Source organism: Galbibacter marinus, assembly GCF_000300875.1.
GTDB lineage: Bacteria > Bacteroidota > Bacteroidia > Flavobacteriales > Flavobacteriaceae > Galbibacter > Galbibacter marinus.
The window spans coordinates 76,639-98,022 of record NZ_AMSG01000004.1 but is presented as its reverse complement, the minus strand read 5'-3'; the positions used below and the strand labels follow the sequence as shown (position 1 = coordinate 98,022).

Genomic DNA, 21,384 nt, shown 5'->3' with positions numbered 1-21,384 from the left:
CAAATATCGAATTGTAGTTTACTTTTTAAGGTTCTGCAAACTCTCCTTAAGAGTTTGAATTGTAGCTTGAGCGTCAGTTTGTTTTTGTTTCTCCATATTAACTACCTGCTCAGGAGCACTATTAACAAAGCGCTCATTGGAAAGCTTTTTCTCAACAGACCTCAAGAAACCTTCTGTATATTTCAGTTCTTTTTCAATTTTTTCAATCTCAGCCTCTACATCAATTGCGCCACTAATAGGAACAAAATACTCATTTGACTTTACCCTATAAGAAAGCGCTCCTTCAAGCTTAGAATCAACATAATCGATATTCTCAAGATTACCCAGTTTTTGGATGATAGAATCAAATTTAGTATCGGTGTTCTCTTTATTCATTACCGAAAGTGAAATCACCTCTTTCATAGGAATATTTTTCTCCTTACGAATGGTACGTATTCCAGAGATAACCTCAGCTGCCATATCAAAACCTTCCACTATTGAAGTATCTATGGTTTTTCTCTGTGGCCAAGTGGCAACAATTAGAGCTTGATTAGGCTCTCTCCTATCTATAAGTTGCCAAATTTCTTCAGTCAAAAATGGCATAAAAGGATGTAATAATTTGAGATTCTCCTGGAAAATTTCAATAATCGCTTGATAGGTTTTTGCATCAATTGGCTGCTGGTATGCTGGTTTTACCATTTCCAATAGCCAAGAACAGAAATCATCCCAAACAAGTTTATAAGTTGCCATTAAGGCATCTGAAATCCTATATTTAGCATAATGATCTTCTATTTGAACTAAAACAGATTGAAACTTATTCTGATACCATTCTATAGCAGTTTCAGCATATGAAGGTTGTGGAATATCAGCGACCTCCCACCCTTTTACTAAACGAAACGCATTCCATATTTTATTTGCAAAGTTTTTACCTTGTTGACAAAGCGCCTCATCAAATAACAAATCATTTCCGGCTGCAGAACTAAGCAATAAGCCCACTCTCACACCATCGGCTCCATACTTTTCTATGAGTTTCAGAGCATCAGGAGAGTTTCCTAAGGACTTGGACATCTTTCTACCCTGACTATCTCTTACAAGTCCAGTAAGGTACACATTACTAAAAGGCTTCTCATCGCGGTATTCGTATCCAGCAAATATCATTCTAGCTACCCAGAAAAATAAAATATCTGGACCAGTCACCAAATCATTGGTTGGATAATAATATTCAATATCCTTATTGTTAGGCTCTAAAATGCCATTAAATACACTAATTGGCCATAACCAAGAAGAAAACCATGTATCCAAAGAGTCTTCATCTTGCTTTAAATCGTTTAACTGCAAATCAGAATTTCCAGATTTCTCACGAGCTTTAACTAGAGCACTTTCATGCGATTGAGCAACTACAAAATCATCCTCTCCATCCCCGTAGTAATATGCTGGAATTTGCTGTCCCCACCATAACTGTCTTGAGATATTCCAATCGCGAATGTTCTCTAACCAATGACGATAGGTGTTTTCAAACTTCGATGGGAATAACTTAATTTCCTTATCTTCCAATACAGCCTTTAAAGCAGGTTGTACAAGGGTTTCCATTTTCAAGAACCACTGATCAGACAAACGAGGTTCAATAACCACCTTTGTGCGCTCAGAAGTTCCTACTTTATTTATATGAGTTTCGGTTTTAACCAAATGGCCTTTTTCCTCTAATTCTTTAGTAATCTCTTTACGCACTACAAACCTATCCTTTCCTTGGTAGTGAAGACCAAAACTATTTAGAGTAGCGTCCTCATTAAGAATATCAATAACCTCTAATTGATGCTTATCTCCTAATTTTTTATCATTTTCATCATGCGCAGGAGTCACCTTCAAACACCCAGTACCAAATTCTAAATCCACATAACTATCCTCTATAATAGGGATAACACGATTTGCGATAGGAACAATAGCCTTCTTCCCTCTTAAATGTCTGTAGCGTTCATCGTTGGGATTAATACAAATTGCTGTATCCCCTAAAATGGTCTCAGGTCGAGTAGTTGCAATGGTTAAAGTTTCATCACTTCCTTCTATGGCGTACGATATATAATACAATAGTCCTTGTCGCTCCTCGTAAATCACCTCCTCATCAGAAAGGGTCGTCTTAGCCTCAGGATCCCAATTTACCATTCTAAATCCACGGTAAATCAATCCCTTTTCATATAAATCAACGAAGGTTTTAATTACAGATTCCGATAAAGCCGGATCCATGGTAAATTTACTTCGATCCCAATCGCAAGAACACCCTAACTTTTTCAATTGTTGAAGAATAACCCCACCATATTGGTTTGTCCATTCCCAGGCATGTTCTAAAAATTCTTCTCTACTTAAATCTGATTTAGAAATCCCTTGCTCTTTAAGCTTAGCCACCACTTTAGCCTCTGTTGCAATAGAAGCATGATCCGTTCCAGGTACCCAACAGGCATTTTTTCCAAGAAGGCGTGCTCTACGAATCAACACATCTTGAATGGTATTGTTCAGCATATGCCCCATATGTAAGACCCCCGTCACGTTTGGTGGAGGGATTACAATCGTATAAGGCTCACGCTCATCAGGTTCTGAATGAAAATATCGGTGTTTCATCCAGTAATCATACCACTTACTTTCTGCCGAATTGGCATCGTATTTAGATGGAATATTCATCTTTGGAACACTTTTTGGAGTTAGGAGAGCAAAAGTAGCTATATCCGTAGGATTTTGAAAGATAAACACTAAATTTTGCACGGATTGTAAAAAGTAATTAAATTTGATATTCACTTAAATCTGAAAAACGATGAAAAATTTCCTAATGCTATTATTTGTTGGCGTTCTTAGTTTTGCCGTTCAGGCACAAGAAAAGACAGCAAAAATAGAGTTTAAACAACAGGTAATTGATTATGGTGAAATCGCTAAAGGCAGTGATGGAGTTCGCGTTTTTGAATTCACAAACACTGGAGATATACCTTTGGTAATTTCTGATGTACGCTCAAGTTGTGGCTGTACGATACCTAAAAAACCAGAAGCACCTATCGCCCCAGGAGCTACAGGTCAAATTGAAGTAAAATACGACACAAATAGAGTGGGTCCAATTCGTAAAACCGTAACAGTTCAGTCGAATGCCGACACGCCTACTGTGGCCGTGAAAATTAAAGGGAAAGTACTTGCTAGCACTTCGAAGTAAGCCTGTGATTTAAAATCACCTGTATCATATACCAAACCATGCTTAAAAACATTTTTTAGCATGGTTTGTTCTTTTTAAAGCACTTTTACAAGCTCAAAAGCAAACTTTAGATTAGAACCTTTACGATTTATCTCCAGTTGAATCGTTTTACCAGGCTTGGCATTAATCATATGTGTAACTTGTTGCAGGGAATAACTACTAATATCCTTTCGATTCACCCTTAATATCACATCTCCTTTACGTAAACCCACCTTATCTGCAGGGCTATTGAGTCGCACCTCCGCAATTTGAATAGCGGGATGCAGTTCAAACTTAAAATTATCTTCAAGGGCGATGTAATTACTATTTGCTTTGTTGACAATCCTACTACCCTGATCTATATCCTGAGACATCGCCTTTACAATCCTCATTCCATTGTGCTGAAGCTGAATCCCGCTCATATTATAGAGAAAGGGATCATTAAAGTCACCATTCTTTTTAAGGGTTAATTTTTGGTTTGGGTAATCAAAAACCACTTTAAAACGCCTTAATATTTCTGAACCAAGGGAACCATTTCTATCACCCATCACATTTAAGTATCGCAATGATATGGAATCAGGATATGATACTTTGGTTTGCTGAACTTCAAAACCTCCAATTGTAAAACGCTGCAAGCGAGCACGCTTACCATGAATTTTACCACTGAGTCCAAACCCTAATAAATCATCAAAAAACTTCACAGGACCTGCTATTTCACCTTCAGTATTTTCAAATAACCACAATGCATCACAGCTTCCACTATCCAGGAGTAACTTCACTGGGATCTCTTGTATATGAGAATACTGCTTTATATACCCATGCACATATGCCTTTGAGCCCTCGACTTCTATAGGCAGAGTTTCACAATTACGGCAATTCCTATAACGATACTGTTTAGGATCATAAAAACCAATACGTTCATTTTTATAATTTACCTCGACAATAAAATTTTTAAAAAGGTCAAAACCAATTATACCATGAACTCTATAACCGATTTGTTGAGAGAAATTCACATTAGCATCTCGGATGAGATAAAAATCCTGTTGCCTGTTGACAACCTTTCCTATTTTAAATAAATTGTTCTTACTATGGATTGCCCGAAGAGGTTCCCCTCCACCTAAGCCTTTGATATAAATATCTTTTGGACTGTGAACCTCTAATGAATCTTCTGGAGAAATATCAAATAAGATAGGTTTGTTGACACCTGTATCTACAATAAATGAGAGTGGAATTTTATTGACCTCAACCTCTAATACAATTAGATTATTTACAAAGTCGAAGGATACTTTTTCACTGCGATCACCATCCAAAAGCTCGAATTTATTCTGGCCATATGAAACACATACAGCAAACAGGATGAGCCAACGGATATATTTAACAGCGTTCATAGTTAGTATAAACCTATGATTAACCTTCTAAAGGTATTAAAAATCAATGAATTAACATAGTTTTTTAACATTAAATCGCGCTGTAAAGAAGCCTGTGGTTTTATAACAAATTGTGGAAATAATTTTGCAAATTTGCAATTCGTAAAATTAGATTTATGCCAAAAATTTCCAAGAAAGGGCAAAACATGCCTGAATCTCCGATTAGAAAATTAGTACCCTATGCAGAAACCGCGAAGAGCAAAGGGGTCGAAGTTATACATCTAAACATTGGTCAACCCGATATAAAAACTCCTGAGGTTGCCATGGATGCGGTACGAAATAACACCCTAGAGATTCTAGAATACAGCCGTAGTGAAGGCTCACAAGAATACCGTACTAAATTGGCAAATTACTACGGAAAATGTGACATCGATGTCACTGCGGATCAAATAATTGTCACCACAGGCGGCTCTGAGGCTTTGATGTTTGCTATCGGTTCTATTGCGGATACTGCAGATGAAATCATCATCCCAGAACCTTTTTATGCTAATTACAATGGTTTTGCGAACGCCTCTGGAGTGGAAGTTGTTCCAGTGGTGTCTAATTTTGAAGATAATTTCGCCCTTCCTCCTGTGGAAGAATTTGAAAAGCTAATTACCCCTAAAACAAAGGCAATTCTAATATGTAACCCAGGGAATCCTACTGGTTACCTATACACCAAAGAAGAAATTAAAAAATTAGCTGCACTTGTTAAAAAACACGATTTATTTTTAATCTCAGACGAGGTCTATAGAGAGTTTGCTTATGACAATGTAGAACACTATTCGATTCTACAAGAAAAAGGAATTCAGGACAATGCCATCGTAGTGGATTCTGTATCCAAACGCTACAGTATGTGTGGCGCAAGAATAGGATGTCTAGTCACTAGAAATAATGAAGTTCATAAAACGGCTTTAAAATTTGCTCAAGCGAGATTATCCCCTCCTACTCTAGCGCTTATCGCTAGTGAGGCTGCTCTAGATACACCGCAGTCCTATTTTGACCAAGTTATCACAGAATATGCTGAGCGTAGAAACCTTCTAATAACTGCATTAAAAACCATAGATGGCGTTAAAGTTGCTACTCCACAGGGAGCGTTTTATTGCATCGTTCAACTTCCTGTATCGAATACCGAAGATTTTGCACGCTGGTTATTGGAAGACTTCCAATTGGATGGTCAAACTGTAATGGTTGCCCCTGCAGCAGGATTTTATGCAAGCGAAGGAATCGGATACGATCAAGTTAGGATCGCCTATGTACTAGATAAGAAAGACCTTTTAAGAGCAGTTGAAATACTAAAAGAAGCTTTAAGACAATACAATGCCTAAACCTAACACGCTGGAGCGCAACGTTTCTCTAAAACCTTACAATACCTTTGGCATTGATGTAACTGCATTGCAGTTTATGGAGATTGATGACAATGCTACTCTTAAGGAAGTATTGTTTTCAAAAGAGCACCCTGATTCATTGATTATAGGTGGAGGCAGCAACATTTTACTCACCAAAGATCTTGAGCGCTTAGTGATCCATTTAAACACAAAGGGCATTGAGGTCCTGAATAAAACACAAAATCACGCTCAGGTAGAGATACAAGCAGGTGAAGTATGGCATGACTTTGTACTCTGGGCCTTAGTCCACGATTTAGGAGGCATAGAGAATCTTTCACTAATTCCAGGAAACGTAGGTACAGCGCCAGTCCAAAATATCGGCGCCTATGGGGTGGAGTTAAAAGATGTATTTGTCAGCTGTCAGGCACTCGATCTAAAAGAAAATAAACAAGTCAGCTTTACAAAGGAGGATTGCGCATTTGGATATAGAGATTCTGTGTTTAAAAGAAACAAAGGACGGTATATCATTACCTCCGTAATCCTTGAACTAACCACAAGAAATCACCAAAAGAACATATCCTATGGTGCCATTGCGAGTCAACTGAAAGAACAGGGGATAGAGCATCCTAGTATTAATCAAATTTCCGATGCGGTAATCAGTATTCGACAAAGCAAACTTCCTGACCCAAAAGTACTGGGCAATGGAGGGAGCTTTTTCAAAAACCCGGTGGTCTTAGTGGAGCAATTTACTCAGATACAAAAACAGTACCCTGATATACCACATTATAATTTTGGTGAAAATCAAATTAAGATTCCCGCTGGATGGCTAATTGAACAATGTGGTTATAAAGGAAAACGCTATAAAGAAGTAGGAGTTCATAAAAACCAAGCTTTAGTACTAGTAAACTATGGGGATGCAAAGGGAGAGCAATTGTGGGAATTGGCACAGAACATTCAAAAAAGTGTCAAAGACAAATTTAATGTTTACATTGAGCCCGAAGTTAACATCTATTAAAGCACAAAAATCAATATCTATTGATATTAACTTAAAATATTAATTAATACATTTGAAATTACCTGCTATTTTAAGAGTGTCAGGGTAGTAATCCAAGCGCGCACATGAGTCAACTTTTGGAAAAAAATATAATCGATTTACTTTCGAAACAGGATGAGAAAGGAATGGCGTTATTATACGACCATTATGGAGATACGCTTTTTGGGGTCGCCTTTAAAATTACTAAAGATGAAGATTTAGCCAAAGATGTACTCCAAATTAGCTTGATGAAAATTTGGAAAAAAATAGACACCTATGATTCCCAAAAGTCCAAGTTATTTACTTGGATGTTTCGTATTACTAGAAACACTGCAATAGATAAAATACGCAGTGCAAATTTAAAAACTGATCAGGAAATCCAAATTGAAGTTTCTAACGTATATAATCTAGGAGTTGAAAGTGTTAATCCAGAGCATCTAGATGTTAGAAAGCATTTAAACTCCTTAGATGAGAAATACCAGGTTGTTATGGAAGCATTATTCTTTGAAGGGATGACCCAACAAGAAGCCGCAGAAGCACTGGATATTCCACTAGGAACAATAAAGTCTCGTTTAAAAATAGGATTAAGAGAATTAAGAAAAATCTATGACCCTGCTACCTTGTCAATTTTATTAATTCTGATCATATTAATATAGTTAAAGCCATGAAAAATGAAGTAAAAACACTTTTAGAAAGCGACCTACTAGAGCGCTATTTGCTTGGCAATGTCAGTTACGAAGAACAGGTGCAGGTTGAACATTTCATAGACACTTCAAAAGAAGTCAAGGCAGCCTACAACACCCTAGAAGAGAATTTGGAGATCTACAGCAAAACCTTCGCTATAAAAGCTCCAGAGTCTGTCTTAGATAACGTATTAGAAAGCATAAAAACAGAAGCACACCCAGCGGATTCAAACAAACGAAGCATTCCTTGGTATTTTGTAGCCGCTTGTGTTACCACATTGTTATTTGGTGCAACTACCATTACATTGTGGAATCAAAACAGATTACTCTCTACCACAAATAATAGCGTAGCGGGTCAAATTGAAAACCTCAAAGAAGATATCGTAAATACCAATGCACGATTGGAAAACATGAAAAGTAAGTATGCGGTACTCAGTGACCCTGAGACCCAAAAATACTTAATTAATGGAAATGAGCGTGCAAAGAACCTACGTACTGTAGCCTATGTAAATCCAAAGGAAAGATTATCGGCTATTAACGTATTATCAGTACCAGAGCTCCCAAAGGACAAAGAACTTAAAATGTGGGCCGAGATTAATGGTGAGATGGTTTGCCTTGGTGTTATTGATAAAGCAGACACGAAGCTAATGGCACTACCATTTAAAGATAGCGCCTCTAATTACAAAATAACGATTGACTCCAAAGGAAATAAAGATTTTGCTTCCATCGATAGCGAGGTGGCTAGTATTAATCTAAAAAAAGAAGAATAACACTTAATTCTTCTTTTGACATAATTCTATCCCTGTCCTTTAAAAAGTTCAGGGATTTTTTTTACATGGAATTAGGGACTAAAGCATCCGAAATTCATTGGCTTATTTGTAACTTTGTACCCAAGTATTCGACAAAACACTTATAAGAATATAAAATCGAGCAAATGAAACTTCTAATAGTAAGTATTATAATAATGGGTCTTGCCTTTGCAGGGATTGCCATTAAAATTCTAAGTAAGAAAAACGGAAAGTTTGCAGGTACATGTGCTAGCCAATCACCTTTTCTTAATAAAGAAGGAGAGGCCTGTAGTTATTGTGGTAAATTACCTGACGAACAGGATTGCAAAAAGGACACTCAATTAGCAAATTAATCGGGCACTCTTAAAGGATGCACCAATTAATTTTGATAAACACTGCCGTGACCTTAGGCAATAGAGATAGTATTGCCTATCTTTAGGTACGATGTAAAAAAGTATTCCTTGAGTGAAAAGCTAAATAATAATCAAGTTCAAATTGAAAACGCCAAAAAAGGTGATCAAAAAGCGTTTAGCTATTTGCTCAACACCTACTGGAATGATGTATACAGTTTTCAATTGCTAAGAACTCGAGATGAGAATGAGGCAGAAGATATCACCATTCGAACCTTTTCAAAGGCTTTTGATAAGATTAAGACCTATAAAGAGCAATACGAATTCAAAACTTGGCTCATAACCATCTCAAAGAACATCCATATTGACCTTATTCGACAAAAAAAACCTGAATTTGCTAGGACACTATCAAAACAAGATAAAAATTCAGTCTACAATCTAGTCGACGATAGTCCGACAGCTGAGGACAAGTTGATCACCGAACAAAATCTTGCCAGTTTACTTCAAGATTTAAAAAAACTAAAACCCCACTACCAAAAAGTACTTCATCTGCGCTACTTCCAAGAACTCTCTTACGAAGAAATTGCCAAAGAACTTAACGAACCCTTGAATAATGTCAAGGTGAAGCTATTAAGAGCAAAGCGATTGTTGGCAGAAATAATTCATCAGCCAAAAAACAAGAATTTTTAGTACATTCACAGACTTGTAACCACCAACAACAAACATGTGAAAACATTTTTAAGACAACTAGGACCGGGAATTCTTTTTGCTGGTGCTGCTATCGGGGTGTCCCACCTTGTACAATCCACTAGAGGGGGAGCTGAATTTGGGTTTGGTCTTCTTTGGGCATTATTTCTGGTTCACTTGTTTAAATATCCCTTTTTTCAATTTGGCCCTAGATATGCTATGGCTACAGGTGATTCTCTTTTAGAGGGCTACCGAAAACTCAGAAAACCTGTGCTTTTTACCTATTTCGTCTTAAACCTAGCCACTATGTTTACCATACAAACTGCTGTCACCATCGTTACAGCTGGACTGGCCGCGAGTCTATTCGGTATCACAACCCATCCGATTTCCTGGAGCATTCTTTTACTTATAGTTAGTGGTGGAATTCTAATTATTGGAAAGTATCAATTTCTTGATAAATTTATGAAGTATATCGTGGTGGCACTTTCCATATGCACCATCGCGGCGGTGATCATTGCAGCCCCGAACTCAGTTGAGACCCTTGAATTATCACAAATAATACCTGCTGATGCCGCTGGAATTGCCTTTTTAATAGCTTTTATGGGATGGATGCCCGCACCTTTGGACATTTCTGTTTGGCATTCCATTTGGGCTTTAGAAAAACAAAAGGTTCAAAAATCTTATACCATTAAACATTCTATTTCAGATTTCAACATAGGTTATGTTTGTACTATCATTACTGGAATATTATTTATAAGTTTAGGAGCCAATGTCGTTTAGTTAATGGTTTGAATCAAACTTAAAATGTATCTTTAATTTAAAGAAAAAAGGCGCCCCTGAATAGAAGACGCCCCGTTGGAATAAAATCAAAATATAATATCGAACATAGGGTCACTATCCCTAAAGTTTACCAGCTTATTTCAAAATCCACATGATGCTGTTAATATTGTCGCCAGAAGGAAATTGTCTGTTAATGGCCTCTGTGAGGTGATCACCGTTGTTAACCGCTTCATTTGCAGGATACATCCAACGCTTTGGAATCTTCCCTGAATTAAGTGCACCGGCACCATCGGTATTAAACTCTGGGAATCCCGTTCTACGCTGCTCGTAAAAAGCTTGCCAACCCGTGTTTAAAAACATGGAAATATGTTTTTGCGTCATAATCATTTCAACCTGATTTGAACTTCCGAGCTGAATTAAAGGATTTGCTAAATATTCATCCACCTCAGAAATTCCATAAAAATCCATAGAGGCGCGTATTCCATTTTTGTAATGTATATCAGCATCAGATTCAATCCAGGACCTTACACTAGCCTCCGCTAGGATAAACTCCAGCTCTGAATAACCCATCAACAAACTGGGCTCGTTAACCGGATCCGTAAAATATCTGGGATCAACTCTGGAAGCTTCTCCTGCAACTGCTTCAGAGGTGTTTTGATTTAAATCCCCACTACCATATAAGCCACCATAAGAACTAAAATCCATAGGATCATTTCCAGAGGAAGTTGGCTTAACTTCGGCAAAAGCAAATAATCTTGGATCCTCCAATTCCTGTAAACGCTCCACAAAACTCTTTTCCATGAAATAAGCCGTTTGAAGATCATTATCATTTTGTAAAGGATATCTATTCCCTTGAATATTGTGATAAAGCAAGGCTGCATTATCAGCATTGGATTCAAAAATCGGATACTTGCCGGGATTCGAAAACACTTCATTAAAACGAGATTTCAATTGAAGGTCAGTATCGGCCTCTTTATGAGAAAGATTCATAAGCACTCTTAGGTAATAAGAGTTTATAAGCTTTCTCCATTGCAGAATGTTTCCGCCGTATATCACATCACCTAATAATTGTTCTTCATTAGAGGCCAAAGCATCCGAGATCGCTTTTAAATCATTAAGGACTTTTAGATAAATGGACTTTTGAGTATCATATTTAGGCGTAAAATTATTTGCATCAGCCTGGATAGCCTCACTATAAGGCACATCCCCAAAAGTCTCGGTAAGTGAAACTATAAAGTAGGAGTTAAAAAAACTTCCCAATAATTGGTACACCTCAGTTTCATTAGCTGCAGATGCCTCCACCATTTTAGAGACCTGCTTTAGATTGTCGTATGTACCAAATCCGGAACGCTGCCAATTATAGTATTGATTCGAATTCACCCCATTAGTATAAGACAACTGTCTACTTGCCAATGCGGCAGACAAGCTGATGGTGCTAAAGGCTTCTATCTCAATATTGGTAAGCAAAAGTTCCGGAGTAACCTCAGTAACCCTATTTGGATCAGATTGCAAATCCTCCGTCTTACTGCATCCACTACAGATTAACAGCAAAGTACTCATTGCGATGGTTATATTTTTTTTAATCATGACGATACAAATTAAAATTTAGCATTGATATTAAACCCAATACTCCGCATCGAAGGAGCATGTAAATTATCTCGACCAGAATCCGGGTCCACATTCGGAATATCCGATGAAAGCCAAAGGTTTCTTCCTATAAGTGACAGGCTCAGTTCATTGAACGGTGTTCTCTCTACAAAGCCATCGGAAAAGGTATAACCTAGGGTCAGTTCGCGAAGTTTGATAAATGTCTCTTTATAATAGTGGTAATTCTTATTGTACCCGTTACTGGTAGTTTGCATAAAATTGATATAGTTCACCGGAACGTCATTTGGAGCATACTCACGAGTATCATTTAAAATAGCCCCATTAACATCATACTCCACACTACCACCGACAACCTTAACACCCTGACCAATAAATGTACTCTCTCCGGCATTGGCATCATCCCTAAATTGGTTAACCGTTCCAGGGTCAGTACCTCCCCACCACATCTTCTGGTTAGTAGTTGAATACATCAAACCACCGATTCGTCCGTCAAACAAGAAGGAAAGCCTAAAATTCTTATATGAGATCGTATTGTTAATGCCATAGGTCCAATCCGGCTGATCATAACCAATATAGCGCTTATAAGGGTCTGAGATCGGATATCCATTTTCAAAAACAACCTCACCTGCACTATTGGTTTGATAGATGTCGGCAAAGATTCTATCGGTGCGATCTCCAACTCGAATAAAGTTTTCTGTTTGCTCTTTTTCACCATAGATTTCATCCTGATATCTGCGATATTGACTTAGGTTCACCTGAGCATCCCATCGCCAGTTCTCATTGCGAACAGGAGCAAAATCTAGGGTAAACTCTACCCCTTTTCTCGTATACACATCGCCATTTAACAACAGTGAGGTATATCCGGAGGTTTCCGAAATAGGACTTTCTATTAAATTATTGTAATCTCTGGACTGAAAATAAGCCACATCCAGACCAACACGACCCTGAAAAAAACGTAAATATGTACCGATTTCCCAGGTATCGGAAGTCTCCGGTTTCAAATTATTTGCCAAAAGCACATTCCCGTAGTAAGTTGAAGGGGTTCCATTCCAGCTAGTTCCCTTTTCATATGCCTGAATATGACTATAAGGATTATTGGCATCAATCTTACCTTCCGATACTCTTGACCAAGAACCTCTTAATTTGGCAAAACTCACAAATTCGGGAAGATCGAAAAGTTCTGATATCACTAATGATCCGGAAACCGATGGATAGAAAAATGAATTATTCCCCTCGGGTAGGGTAGATACCTTATCATTCCTTCCAGTGAAGGTAAGGAAAAACGTATCGTAAAAATCAACATCTACAAAACCGTAAACACTGTGAATGGTTTCTTTAATTAAATCATTATTTCCAAACAAACTACTACCGGCATTATTATCCAGATTGTAAAATCCAGGAATATTCAAGCCATCAGTAGAGGTCTCATGATAAGTGGAGTTCCGATAATAATTTGCATAGGCCAGTTCTCCGTTAATTGAAATATCCTCAGTTAAGTCACTCTCATACTTGAAACCCAATTCCGTGGTAATATCAAAATAATTGGTATCTGCCAGCGAAAAATTACCTAGAGATTTATCCCCATAGCCCACATAGCTCTTAGGTTCTTTATAGGTTCTATACAAGCTATAAACATTAACACCGCTTCTACCTTTTATACTCAATTCAGGAGTAATTTGATATTGAAAATTTACATTTCCAAACACATTATCTTTGTTGTACCCTCTTAGGTATTCATAAGCTTGAAAATATGGATTGTTGTAATAAGAAACATTAAAATGGCGCTGTTGGTATCCCTCTTGTCCTTCTCTCCAATAATTCTTCAGATCGCGAACATCGACATCCGCCCCGGTCCAAAGAATCAAATTATACAAATAGTTGGTTGGGCCATATCCCACCTCGGGAAAATTGTTCGTATACTGTTTATTATACGTAAGATTCGCATTTAACTGAAACTTATCTGAAGGATTAAATGACCCTCCTACACTAAAGGAAGTGTTTTTAAGATCCGTATTGGGTACGATTCCTTTTTGATACATATTTGATAAGGACATTCTAAAACTAGCCTTCTCACTTCCCCAATCCACACTCAGATTATTCGACTGAGTAATACCGGTCTGAAAGAAGTTCTCAATATTATTTCGACCTCGAGAGGTATAAGGGATCGGAATCAACTCCCCGGTATTTGGATCAACCGGACTATTATACTGTGGTGTTTCAAAATAACCACTGGCCGTTGATGGATCCCTTTGATCAAGTCTTGGTCCCCAAATCCATCCTCCGCCTTCGGTACCAGAACCACTCCCATCCTCATATTCATATACACCCAGATTCCCGTTACCATAAACAGTTTGTACATCAGGAACTCTGATAAACGAAGGCTGGAACATGGTGGAATTATTAAAGGTCACCTGCATTTTTCCTGCTTCCCCTTTCTTGGTCGTAATCATTATTGCACCGTTTCTACCGGCCGATCCATATAATGCAGATGCCGTAGCGCCTTTAAGCACCGAGATATTATCGATATCATCTGCATTGATCTTCCAGATATCAGAAGTACGATCCGGAATCCCGTCAATGACCAAAAGCGGACTTGCTCCTCTGAGGCTAATCTCAGGATTTTGGAACAAATCAGTAGAGTTCTTAACACTCAATCCCGCTACCTTACCGGTTAAGGAATTGACAAAATTAGGCTCCTTAGCCTTTGCCATACTCTGTCCATCGACTTGTTGAACAGCATAACCCAATGCTTTTTTCTCCTTCTTAATACCCAGAGCCGTCACCACTACTTCGCCAAGTTGCTCAGTATCCTCAGAGAGCGCTATCGAAAAAGTCACTTGATCCCCTACAGTTACTCTGTAGGATTTAAAGCCGATATAACTAAATATCAGCACATCACTTGGCTGAGCAGAAATTGAAAAGTTTCCGTCGAAGTCCGTTATTGTTCCTTCTCCGGAATCCTGTAACTGAACAGATACCCCTGCTAAAGGGATCTCACTTTGATCTGTGACCATACCACTGACCTGAGTCTGTGCAAAGGCAGACACACCCGCCAGTAACATGGCCAAACATAAAATTTTAAGTTTCATCGTTTATGATTAGTTTATTAAAAAAGATTTACAGTCTTCACTATTATTTAATATCTATTTAGCATTTGGTTTCTAACCAGCCTTTACTCGTTTATAATCCATGTATTAAGCGTGGTATTTGAAGATTTTAAAACCACTTTGTAAAATTTCTCAACAGAATCATCTCTTAAATCAATACTATAGCCTTCTTTAGATAGTTTAACCTTACCCACTTTCTTATAGTTATCTTCACCGCCGAAATTCTTATTATTGCTAGTGGCCAAATACACATCAGCCTTCGGGCTACCTTTAAGTTGTTCCCAACTCAAATCAATGCTATGGTTCTGTTCATTATAGATCCCTTTTAAATTTATCATATCAACCTCAGACAGCAGTGAAACACCATCCCATTCCAACCTGACATCCTCATCCACCTCTAAATCCAAGAAATCTACCATGGTAGGCAAGAGATCTACCATAGCAATTCTATGGTTTTGGGCATAAGTATTAAGCTTGTCCTTGTTGGTAATCATCCAGATATTTCGTTCGCGCCGGGATTGCCCACCGTGGTGTTTACCATCCTCAGCTGTACGTCCGTGATCCGTGGTTATCAATAACAACCAATCCTCATCAAACTGTTGCTTTCTATAAGAAATAGCTTCCCATAATCTCCCCATAAGTGCATCCTCAAACGCAATAGCTTCATATAACTCAGGACTGTCCCCAAACTTATGTCCCATATCATCCGGAAACTGTAAATACACCCAAGAAAGGTCAGGGCCGTTTTCTTTGATATAACGCGCTGCCTCTGTAGCTACTTTCTCATCTATATTTTTAATGAATTCTCTATCCGCATCATGAGGAAAAGCTACTGTATCCAATTCAAAACCGTCGAAGGCGTAATCCATTTTAAGATATGAGGTTCCCTCCAAACCTTCTCCTATAAGTTTGGTTCTGTTGTCCAGCCAAGTAGAAAACACAGCGGTCCTCTTTTCCGGCCATCGCTTCTCAAACAATTCAAATACAGTTGGGTAGTTATAATTAGGAGCCTTGATGCTGTTTCCAAAAACATTGTGCTTATGCACCCAAGTCCCTGTGAGTAGTGTATTGTATCCAACCGCAGAGATGGTAGGGGTCTGAGAATAGCCATCCTTTTCTCCTCCTACATATGCTGGAACGAGAGATCCTACATTGGCAATTTCATCTAAATTCGGTGTGTTTGCTTTTGACAGCATATCCTCAGCAATACCATCAATGATGACAAAAACTACTTTTTTCTCCTGTGCCTTCAGCCCACAAATGGATAGGAGCACACATAAAAGCGCAAAAGGCATTAAATTTAATTTACATTTTAACGTGTTCATTGAAGTGATTTTTAAGTTAAGTAATCGGGTTTAAATGTATTCAAGTTAAAAAATAAATTGAATGAACATTCAATTAACAAATGATTATTTAAATGTTTCCGCAATGTTAGCCGCATAAACACCTTAGTACAGTAAATTCAAAAGCTTATATTTGTTAAAACTCCAATAGAGTGGGAAGAAAAAATATAGCACAAAAGCGACGAAAGGAAATTCTGAAAGCCTTTTATAAAGTCGCAAAAAAAATAGGTTTGGAAAACACTTCCATTGCCAAAGTTGCCGATGAGATGCAGATCAGTAACGGCCTTGTTATGCACTACTTCAAAACTAGAGATGAAATCCTTATAGGATTAAACCAATATATACTTGAACAACATCTGAACATTGTCAGTTCTATGGTCGATATTACCACCCAAGAAGAATTAATCACCTTTATCGAAAGCCTGTTCTCCAGAAAGTGGAACCGTTATTTTGACGACGGTGTATTTTACAGTTGTTATGCACTGGTATATCGGAAGAAAGAATTCAGAGATAGCTTTAAAAACTATTTAGACGCCCTACACGAAGTTCTAAAAAGCAACTTGACCCAAGCCTATCAAAACAATCTTATCAGTACCCAAGACCTTGATGAGGTCACAGAGATTATCTTTGCTCTCATTGACGGAGGCTATTATTACCTAGGATTGTTTCAGCATGATAAAGACAAATACCAGCAACAAATTGAGCTGTATGTAAAGTATGCTCTCAAACTTCTTGGAATTAAAACCTAAAAAAACAGTAACTGGCAAGACGACCAATATCAGCCTCTAAAAAAGAAAACAATCCGTACAATTGCAAACACGGCGATGGCCGCCCAAATAGCATTTACCGCTACATTCGGAAAATCGGCGAGCACGACACCATTTGCTATCAAACAAACAGCTCCGAAGAAATTCAATAAATGATACAACCATCCATCGCTGGATATTTTTTTAAGCACCAGCAGTAAATATGCCGTGACATACACTACAGCTCCTATCCAACCAATAATAGTGAAAATTTCCATGAGACAAAAATAGAATAACAACGGTGAGTTTCAAATATATAATTCAATGTCGTTTAGTTAAGCAATTAATTAAAAATTAGAACATTGAGAGCTGTTCACTCGTTTCGAAGATGATTATTAGTTTTAATTCACTGTTTCACAAGGTGATATCCTTAGTTGAGATCACTAAAAGGATATTTAAAATAACAGAATAATTTTATTTTTCTTGCAGGGGTATATAGGGGCTGACTGTACTGCAAATTTAAACACAGACTATCGATTAAATTTAACCAAACATATTGATCATGAATTCGAAGAAGAAGCATCTATTAGCCGTTCAAAAGACGGCCATAACGGGGTATTCACCAGAGAAAGAAAGCTGACACTCAAGCGATTAGTATTTTTGATTATGACTTTTAAGACTTCAGTACAGCGCGATCTTGACCGTTTTTACAAAGCGCTTTCCGATGATGATTTTAATATCAGAGAGGTAACCAAGGGGGCATTATCTCAAGCGCGGTCGAAACTTACCCCTTGGGATTTCAAACGCCTCAATGAAATAACTGCTGAATATTTTTATAGAGAAGTTTCTTATGACACCTGGTAAGGGATGCGTGTTTTGGCTGTAGATGGAACACGCCTGATGCTGCCCAAACATAAAACGGTTCAACAGGAGTTTGGGGTACATCATTTTGGCCCCAATGCCGACTCTGCTCGTTCGATGGCTATGGGTTCCATGTTATATGATGTACTGAATCATTTAACCATTGATGCGGAATTGGCGCCCTATGCCGCTAGTGAACGGGATTTATTAATGGGCCACCTAGACAAGGTGGATCGAGGCGATATGCTATTGCTCGATAGGGGGTATCCCTGTTTTTGGCTTTTATTTTTGCTCATGGCTAAAGGTATTGAGTTTTGCGTCCGACTTAAAGACAACTGGTGGCTGGATGTACAGGACTTCGCTCAAAGTGATGAGCAAGAACGTATAGTAACCTTTAAACTTCCCAAAAAGGATAGACAAAAGCTAAGCAAATATCCGCACATGTTGGATACTCAAATCAGCTGTCGCTTAATTAAAGTAGTACTAGAAAACGGCGATGTAGAAATCCTTTGTGCTTCTTTGATCGATACCGAAAAATATGCTATAAATGAGTTTAGGGGCCTATATCATTATCGTTGGAATGAAGAAGAGGCTTATAAATTGCTTAAAAGTAGAATTGAATTGGAGGACTTCTCCGGAAAAACAGCCAAAGCTGTCAAACAAGGTTTTTATGCAAAAATCTTTCTGTTGTCTTTGACGGCTGCTTATGCGCATCCTATAGAAGAAAGGGTGATAGCAGAATATAAGGAAGATCAAAACAGAAAACACCCACAAAAAATTAATCGAACCTATGCTATTGCAACAGTCATGGATATGGTTGTGCCTATGTTTATCAAAAGAAAATTTGAAAAATCCCTAAAAGCATTTGATGACCTGGTTTACAAAACCAGGGAAATTATACGACCAGCAAGGCAGCAACCGAGGCACAAACGACCCAAAAAACAGTACCATATGAATTATAAACGCTTATGAAAATCCTTAACTAAACGACATTGGTTTAGGAGCCTTAATTTTATATCAACCAGGTGAAGAACTCCAAAATGGGGCCACACAATTCGCCTTTCAATTCATAGATATTTACACCAGCACGTTAGGACCATCAGCCTATTACATTATTGCCATAGCAGCATTCGCAGCCATGTTTAGCACTACTCTTACAACATTGGACGCATCACCTAGAGCAATGGCCTCTGCCACTTCTCTGTTATTTGGAACCAAAAGTAAATACAATACAATTAGTTGGCTGATACTGCTAATCACAGGAACTATTTGCATGCTACTATTCCTTTTATCAGAAATGGTACCCCTTGTAACTATTGCAACAATACTTTCCTTTGTCACCGCTCCCTTTTATGCCATTGTAAATTATATTCTAGTTAGCTCTAAACACATGCCTGAGAAATGGCGACCAAGTAGAACAATGCATATACTTAGCTGGATGGGGATTCTATTTTTAATCGGATTTTCTATATGGTATCTTAGCACTCTTTAGTCATGTTTTCCATAGGAACTTTAGTATCTTTGTACTCATAAAATGGGATTATGAGTAAAGAAACTGTCAGCAGCATAGCTCCGCCAAGAACTCCCAAGCCAAAGTGGCTTAGGGTAAAATTGCCGACTGGAAAGAAATACACCGAGCTCAGAGGGCTCGTGGATAAATATAACTTACACACTATTTGCACCTCAGGAAGTTGCCCGAATATGGGTGAATGTTGGGGCGAAGGAACTGCAACATTTATGATTCTCGGAAACGTATGTACACGTTCCTGTGGATTTTGTGGTGTGAAAACAGGTAGACCAGACACCCTGGATTGGGAAGAACCTGAAAAGGTAGCACGTTCCATTAAATTGATGAGCATTAAACATGCCGTGATCACTTCGGTAGACAGAGATGACCTTAAGGATATGGGATCTATCATGTGGGCAGAAACCGTAAATGCAATTAGAAGAATGAATCCAACTACCACCCTTGAAACACTTATACCGGATTTTCAAGGAGTCGAAAGAAATATTGACAGGATCGTTGAAGTATCTCCGGAGGTAGTTTCTCATAATATGGAAACCGTGCGCAGACTAACCAGAGAAGTTCGTATTCAAGCTAAATACGACCGAAGTCTAGGAGTCTTAAAATACTTAAAGGATCAGGGGATCAATAGAACCAAATCAGGAATCATGTTAGGCTTGGGTGAGAAAGAAGAAGAGGTGATCGAGACACTTGAAGACCTAAGAGAGGCATCGGTGGATGTGGTAACTATTGGACAGTATTTACAGCCTTCTAAAAAACACCTTCCTGTTCGTCAATTTATCACTCCTGATCAGTTTAAAAAATATGAAGAAATTGGATTGAGCTTAGGATTTAGGCATGTAGAAAGTGGTGCTTTGGTACGTTCCTCATACAAAGCTCACAAACATATCAAATAATTGAAATTACAAAAGTTAGGTAAAAGTTCATATCTTGAAAAAAATTAAGGTTGGTATCAACGGTTTCGGAAGAATAGGACGTACATTGTTCAGACTTCTACTTAACCACCCTGAAATAAAGGTGGTTGCTATTAATGATTTAGCGGACTCAAAAACACTAAGTCATTTAGTTAAATATGATAGCATTCACGGAGTATTAAAAGATAAGGTGAGTTATAGCCCAGGGACTATTGAGATAAGTGAAACCTCCTACCCACTTACCCAGGTGACAAACATAGAACAGCTTGATTGGAAAAGGTTTGATGTAGATGTAGTAATTGAATCCACGGGAAAATTTAAAACAAGTTCCGAGCTTGAGCAACATCTAAAAAACGGGGCTAAAAAGGTAATTCTATCTGTCCCTCCAGCAGATGATAAAATAAAGATGGTCGTACTAGGGGTAAATGACCATATTCTTGATGGCACAGAAAAGATCATATCCAACGCATCTTGCACCACTAATAATGCAGCCCCTATGATTAAGGTCATCAATGATCTTTGCGGCGTTGAACAAGCATATATAACCACGGTACATTCCTATACAACTGACCAGAGTTTACACGATCAACCACATCGCGATCTAAGAAGATCAAGAGCAGCTGGTCAGTCTATCGTCCCTACTACCACCGGTGCAGCAAAAGCGCTCACCAGTATTTTTCCAGAACTATCAAACAGCATAGGAGGTTGCGGCATTCGAGTTCCAGTTCCTGATGGTTCTCTAACGGATATCACCTTTAATGTCAAAACAGAAACCAGTATAGATCAGATTAATCAAGCCTTTAAAAACGCCTCTGAAACTCATTTAAAAGGCATACTAGATTATACCGAAGATCCAATCGTCTCCATTGACATAATCGACAATCCTTTTTCATGTACTTTTGACTCGCAAATGACCTCAGTTATTGGGAAAATGGTGAAGATAATTGGCTGGTATGACAACGAGTACGGATATAGTAATCGCTTAATCGATTTAATTCAGCACATTCATAAGAAATAGCTATATTTACGCTAAAGCAT

20 protein-coding genes are annotated in these 21,384 nt (G+C 38.1%); 13 read left to right on the top strand and 7 right to left on the bottom strand.

What is annotated here, in order from left to right; genetic code table 11:
• Positions 1–18 precede the first annotated feature (18 nt).
• A complete protein-coding gene (locus I215_RS05085) occupies positions 19–2,652 on the bottom strand; it encodes a valine--tRNA ligase (RefSeq protein ID WP_008990889.1) in 2,634 nt (877 codons plus the stop codon).
• A 130-nt stretch (positions 2,653–2,782) separates the two neighbouring features.
• Here I215_RS05085 and I215_RS05080 point away from each other — a divergent pair, with 130 nt between their 5' ends.
• Positions 2,783–3,169 carry a DUF1573 domain-containing protein gene (locus I215_RS05080; RefSeq protein WP_008990888.1) on the top strand — a complete coding sequence of 129 codons (387 nt, stop codon included), beginning with the start codon at positions 2,783–2,785 and terminating at the stop codon, positions 3,167–3,169.
• A 74-nt stretch (positions 3,170–3,243) separates the two neighbouring features.
• On the opposite strand, the gene I215_RS05075 is transcribed toward I215_RS05080, so the two are convergent.
• Positions 3,244–4,575 (bottom strand): PDZ domain-containing protein, encoded by a 1,332-nt coding sequence (locus I215_RS05075; RefSeq protein WP_008990887.1) that lies wholly within the window; start codon positions 4,573–4,575, stop codon positions 3,244–3,246.
• 155 nt (positions 4,576–4,730) lie between these two features.
• Between I215_RS05075 and I215_RS05070 the strand changes: the two genes are divergently transcribed.
• The 7 genes from I215_RS05070 (at position 4,731) to I215_RS05040 (ending at position 10,242) form a co-directional block, all read left to right on the top strand.
• A complete protein-coding gene (locus I215_RS05070; protein WP_008990886.1) occupies positions 4,731–5,921 on the top strand; it encodes a pyridoxal phosphate-dependent aminotransferase in 1,191 nt (396 codons plus the stop codon).
• On the top strand, positions 5,914–6,936 hold the full coding sequence (gene murB / locus I215_RS05065) for a UDP-N-acetylmuramate dehydrogenase (protein WP_008990885.1): 1,023 nt from the start codon (positions 5,914–5,916) through the stop codon (positions 6,934–6,936). Before I215_RS05070 ends, murB begins: the two co-directional genes overlap by 8 nt.
• 104 nt (positions 6,937–7,040) lie before the next feature.
• On the top strand, positions 7,041–7,610 hold the full coding sequence (locus I215_RS05060; RefSeq protein WP_008990884.1) for an RNA polymerase sigma factor: 570 nt from the start codon (positions 7,041–7,043) through the stop codon (positions 7,608–7,610).
• Between the two features lie 8 nt (positions 7,611–7,618).
• Complete coding sequence (locus tag I215_RS05055) at positions 7,619–8,407, top strand: anti-sigma factor domain-containing protein (protein ID WP_008990883.1); 789 nt, start codon at positions 7,619–7,621, stop codon at positions 8,405–8,407.
• Between the two features lie 164 nt (positions 8,408–8,571).
• Positions 8,572–8,778 carry a hypothetical protein gene (locus I215_RS05050; protein ID WP_008990882.1) on the top strand — a complete coding sequence of 69 codons (207 nt, stop codon included), beginning with the start codon at positions 8,572–8,574 and terminating at the stop codon, positions 8,776–8,778.
• A 108-nt stretch (positions 8,779–8,886) separates the two neighbouring features.
• Positions 8,887–9,465: an RNA polymerase sigma factor gene (locus I215_RS05045; protein WP_008990881.1), complete on the top strand. Its 579-nt coding sequence runs from the start codon at positions 8,887–8,889 to the stop codon at positions 9,463–9,465.
• A gap of 36 nt (positions 9,466–9,501) precedes the next feature.
• Entirely contained in the window at positions 9,502–10,242 is a 741-nt protein-coding gene (locus I215_RS05040; RefSeq protein WP_008990880.1) for an Nramp family divalent metal transporter, read from the top strand.
• A gap of 135 nt (positions 10,243–10,377) precedes the next feature.
• On the opposite strand, the gene I215_RS05035 is transcribed toward I215_RS05040, so the two are convergent.
• The 3 genes from I215_RS05035 to I215_RS05025 form a co-directional block, all read right to left on the bottom strand.
• Entirely contained in the window at positions 10,378–11,829 is a 1,452-nt protein-coding gene (locus I215_RS05035) for a SusD/RagB family nutrient-binding outer membrane lipoprotein (RefSeq protein WP_008990879.1), read from the bottom strand.
• Between the two features lie 11 nt (positions 11,830–11,840).
• Positions 11,841–14,939 carry a SusC/RagA family TonB-linked outer membrane protein gene (locus tag I215_RS05030; protein WP_008990878.1) on the bottom strand — a complete coding sequence of 1,033 codons (3,099 nt, stop codon included), beginning with the start codon at positions 14,937–14,939 and terminating at the stop codon, positions 11,841–11,843.
• Positions 14,940–15,022: 83 nt separating this feature from the next.
• Positions 15,023–16,282, bottom strand: coding sequence for an alkaline phosphatase family protein (locus tag I215_RS05025; RefSeq protein WP_156800201.1), 1,260 nt, complete (start codon positions 16,280–16,282; stop codon positions 15,023–15,025).
• A gap of 170 nt (positions 16,283–16,452) precedes the next feature.
• Between I215_RS05025 and I215_RS05020 the strand changes: the two genes are divergently transcribed.
• Complete coding sequence (locus I215_RS05020; protein ID WP_008990876.1) at positions 16,453–17,049, top strand: TetR family transcriptional regulator; 597 nt, start codon at positions 16,453–16,455, stop codon at positions 17,047–17,049.
• Between the two features lie 29 nt (positions 17,050–17,078).
• On the opposite strand, the gene I215_RS05015 is transcribed toward I215_RS05020, so the two are convergent.
• Positions 17,079–17,324, bottom strand: a complete 246-nt coding sequence (locus I215_RS05015; protein WP_008990875.1) for a CBU_0592 family membrane protein — start codon at positions 17,322–17,324, stop codon at positions 17,079–17,081.
• Positions 17,325–17,529: 205 nt separating this feature from the next.
• On the opposite strand from I215_RS05015, the gene I215_RS05010 reads away from it, so the two are divergent.
• On the top strand, positions 17,530–17,910 hold the full coding sequence (locus tag I215_RS05010; protein WP_008990874.1) for a hypothetical protein: 381 nt from the start codon (positions 17,530–17,532) through the stop codon (positions 17,908–17,910).
• 3 nt (positions 17,911–17,913) lie between these two features.
• Positions 17,914–18,879, top strand: coding sequence for an IS4 family transposase (locus tag I215_RS05005; RefSeq protein ID WP_008990873.1), 966 nt, complete (start codon positions 17,914–17,916; stop codon positions 18,877–18,879).
• Positions 18,880–19,014: 135 nt separating this feature from the next.
• Here I215_RS05005 and I215_RS16110 read toward each other — a convergent pair whose 3' ends face one another.
• Positions 19,015–19,182 (bottom strand): hypothetical protein, encoded by a 168-nt coding sequence (locus I215_RS16110; protein WP_156800200.1) that lies wholly within the window; start codon positions 19,180–19,182, stop codon positions 19,015–19,017.
• A gap of 267 nt (positions 19,183–19,449) precedes the next feature.
• On the opposite strand from I215_RS16110, the gene lipA reads away from it, so the two are divergent.
• Both lipA and gap read left to right on the top strand, forming a co-directional pair.
• Positions 19,450–20,328, top strand: a complete 879-nt coding sequence (gene lipA, locus I215_RS04995; protein WP_040459869.1) for a lipoyl synthase — start codon at positions 19,450–19,452, stop codon at positions 20,326–20,328.
• A gap of 34 nt (positions 20,329–20,362) precedes the next feature.
• Positions 20,363–21,364, top strand: coding sequence for a type I glyceraldehyde-3-phosphate dehydrogenase (gene gap / locus I215_RS04990; RefSeq protein WP_008990870.1), 1,002 nt, complete (start codon positions 20,363–20,365; stop codon positions 21,362–21,364).
• Positions 21,365–21,384: the final 20 nt, after the last annotated feature.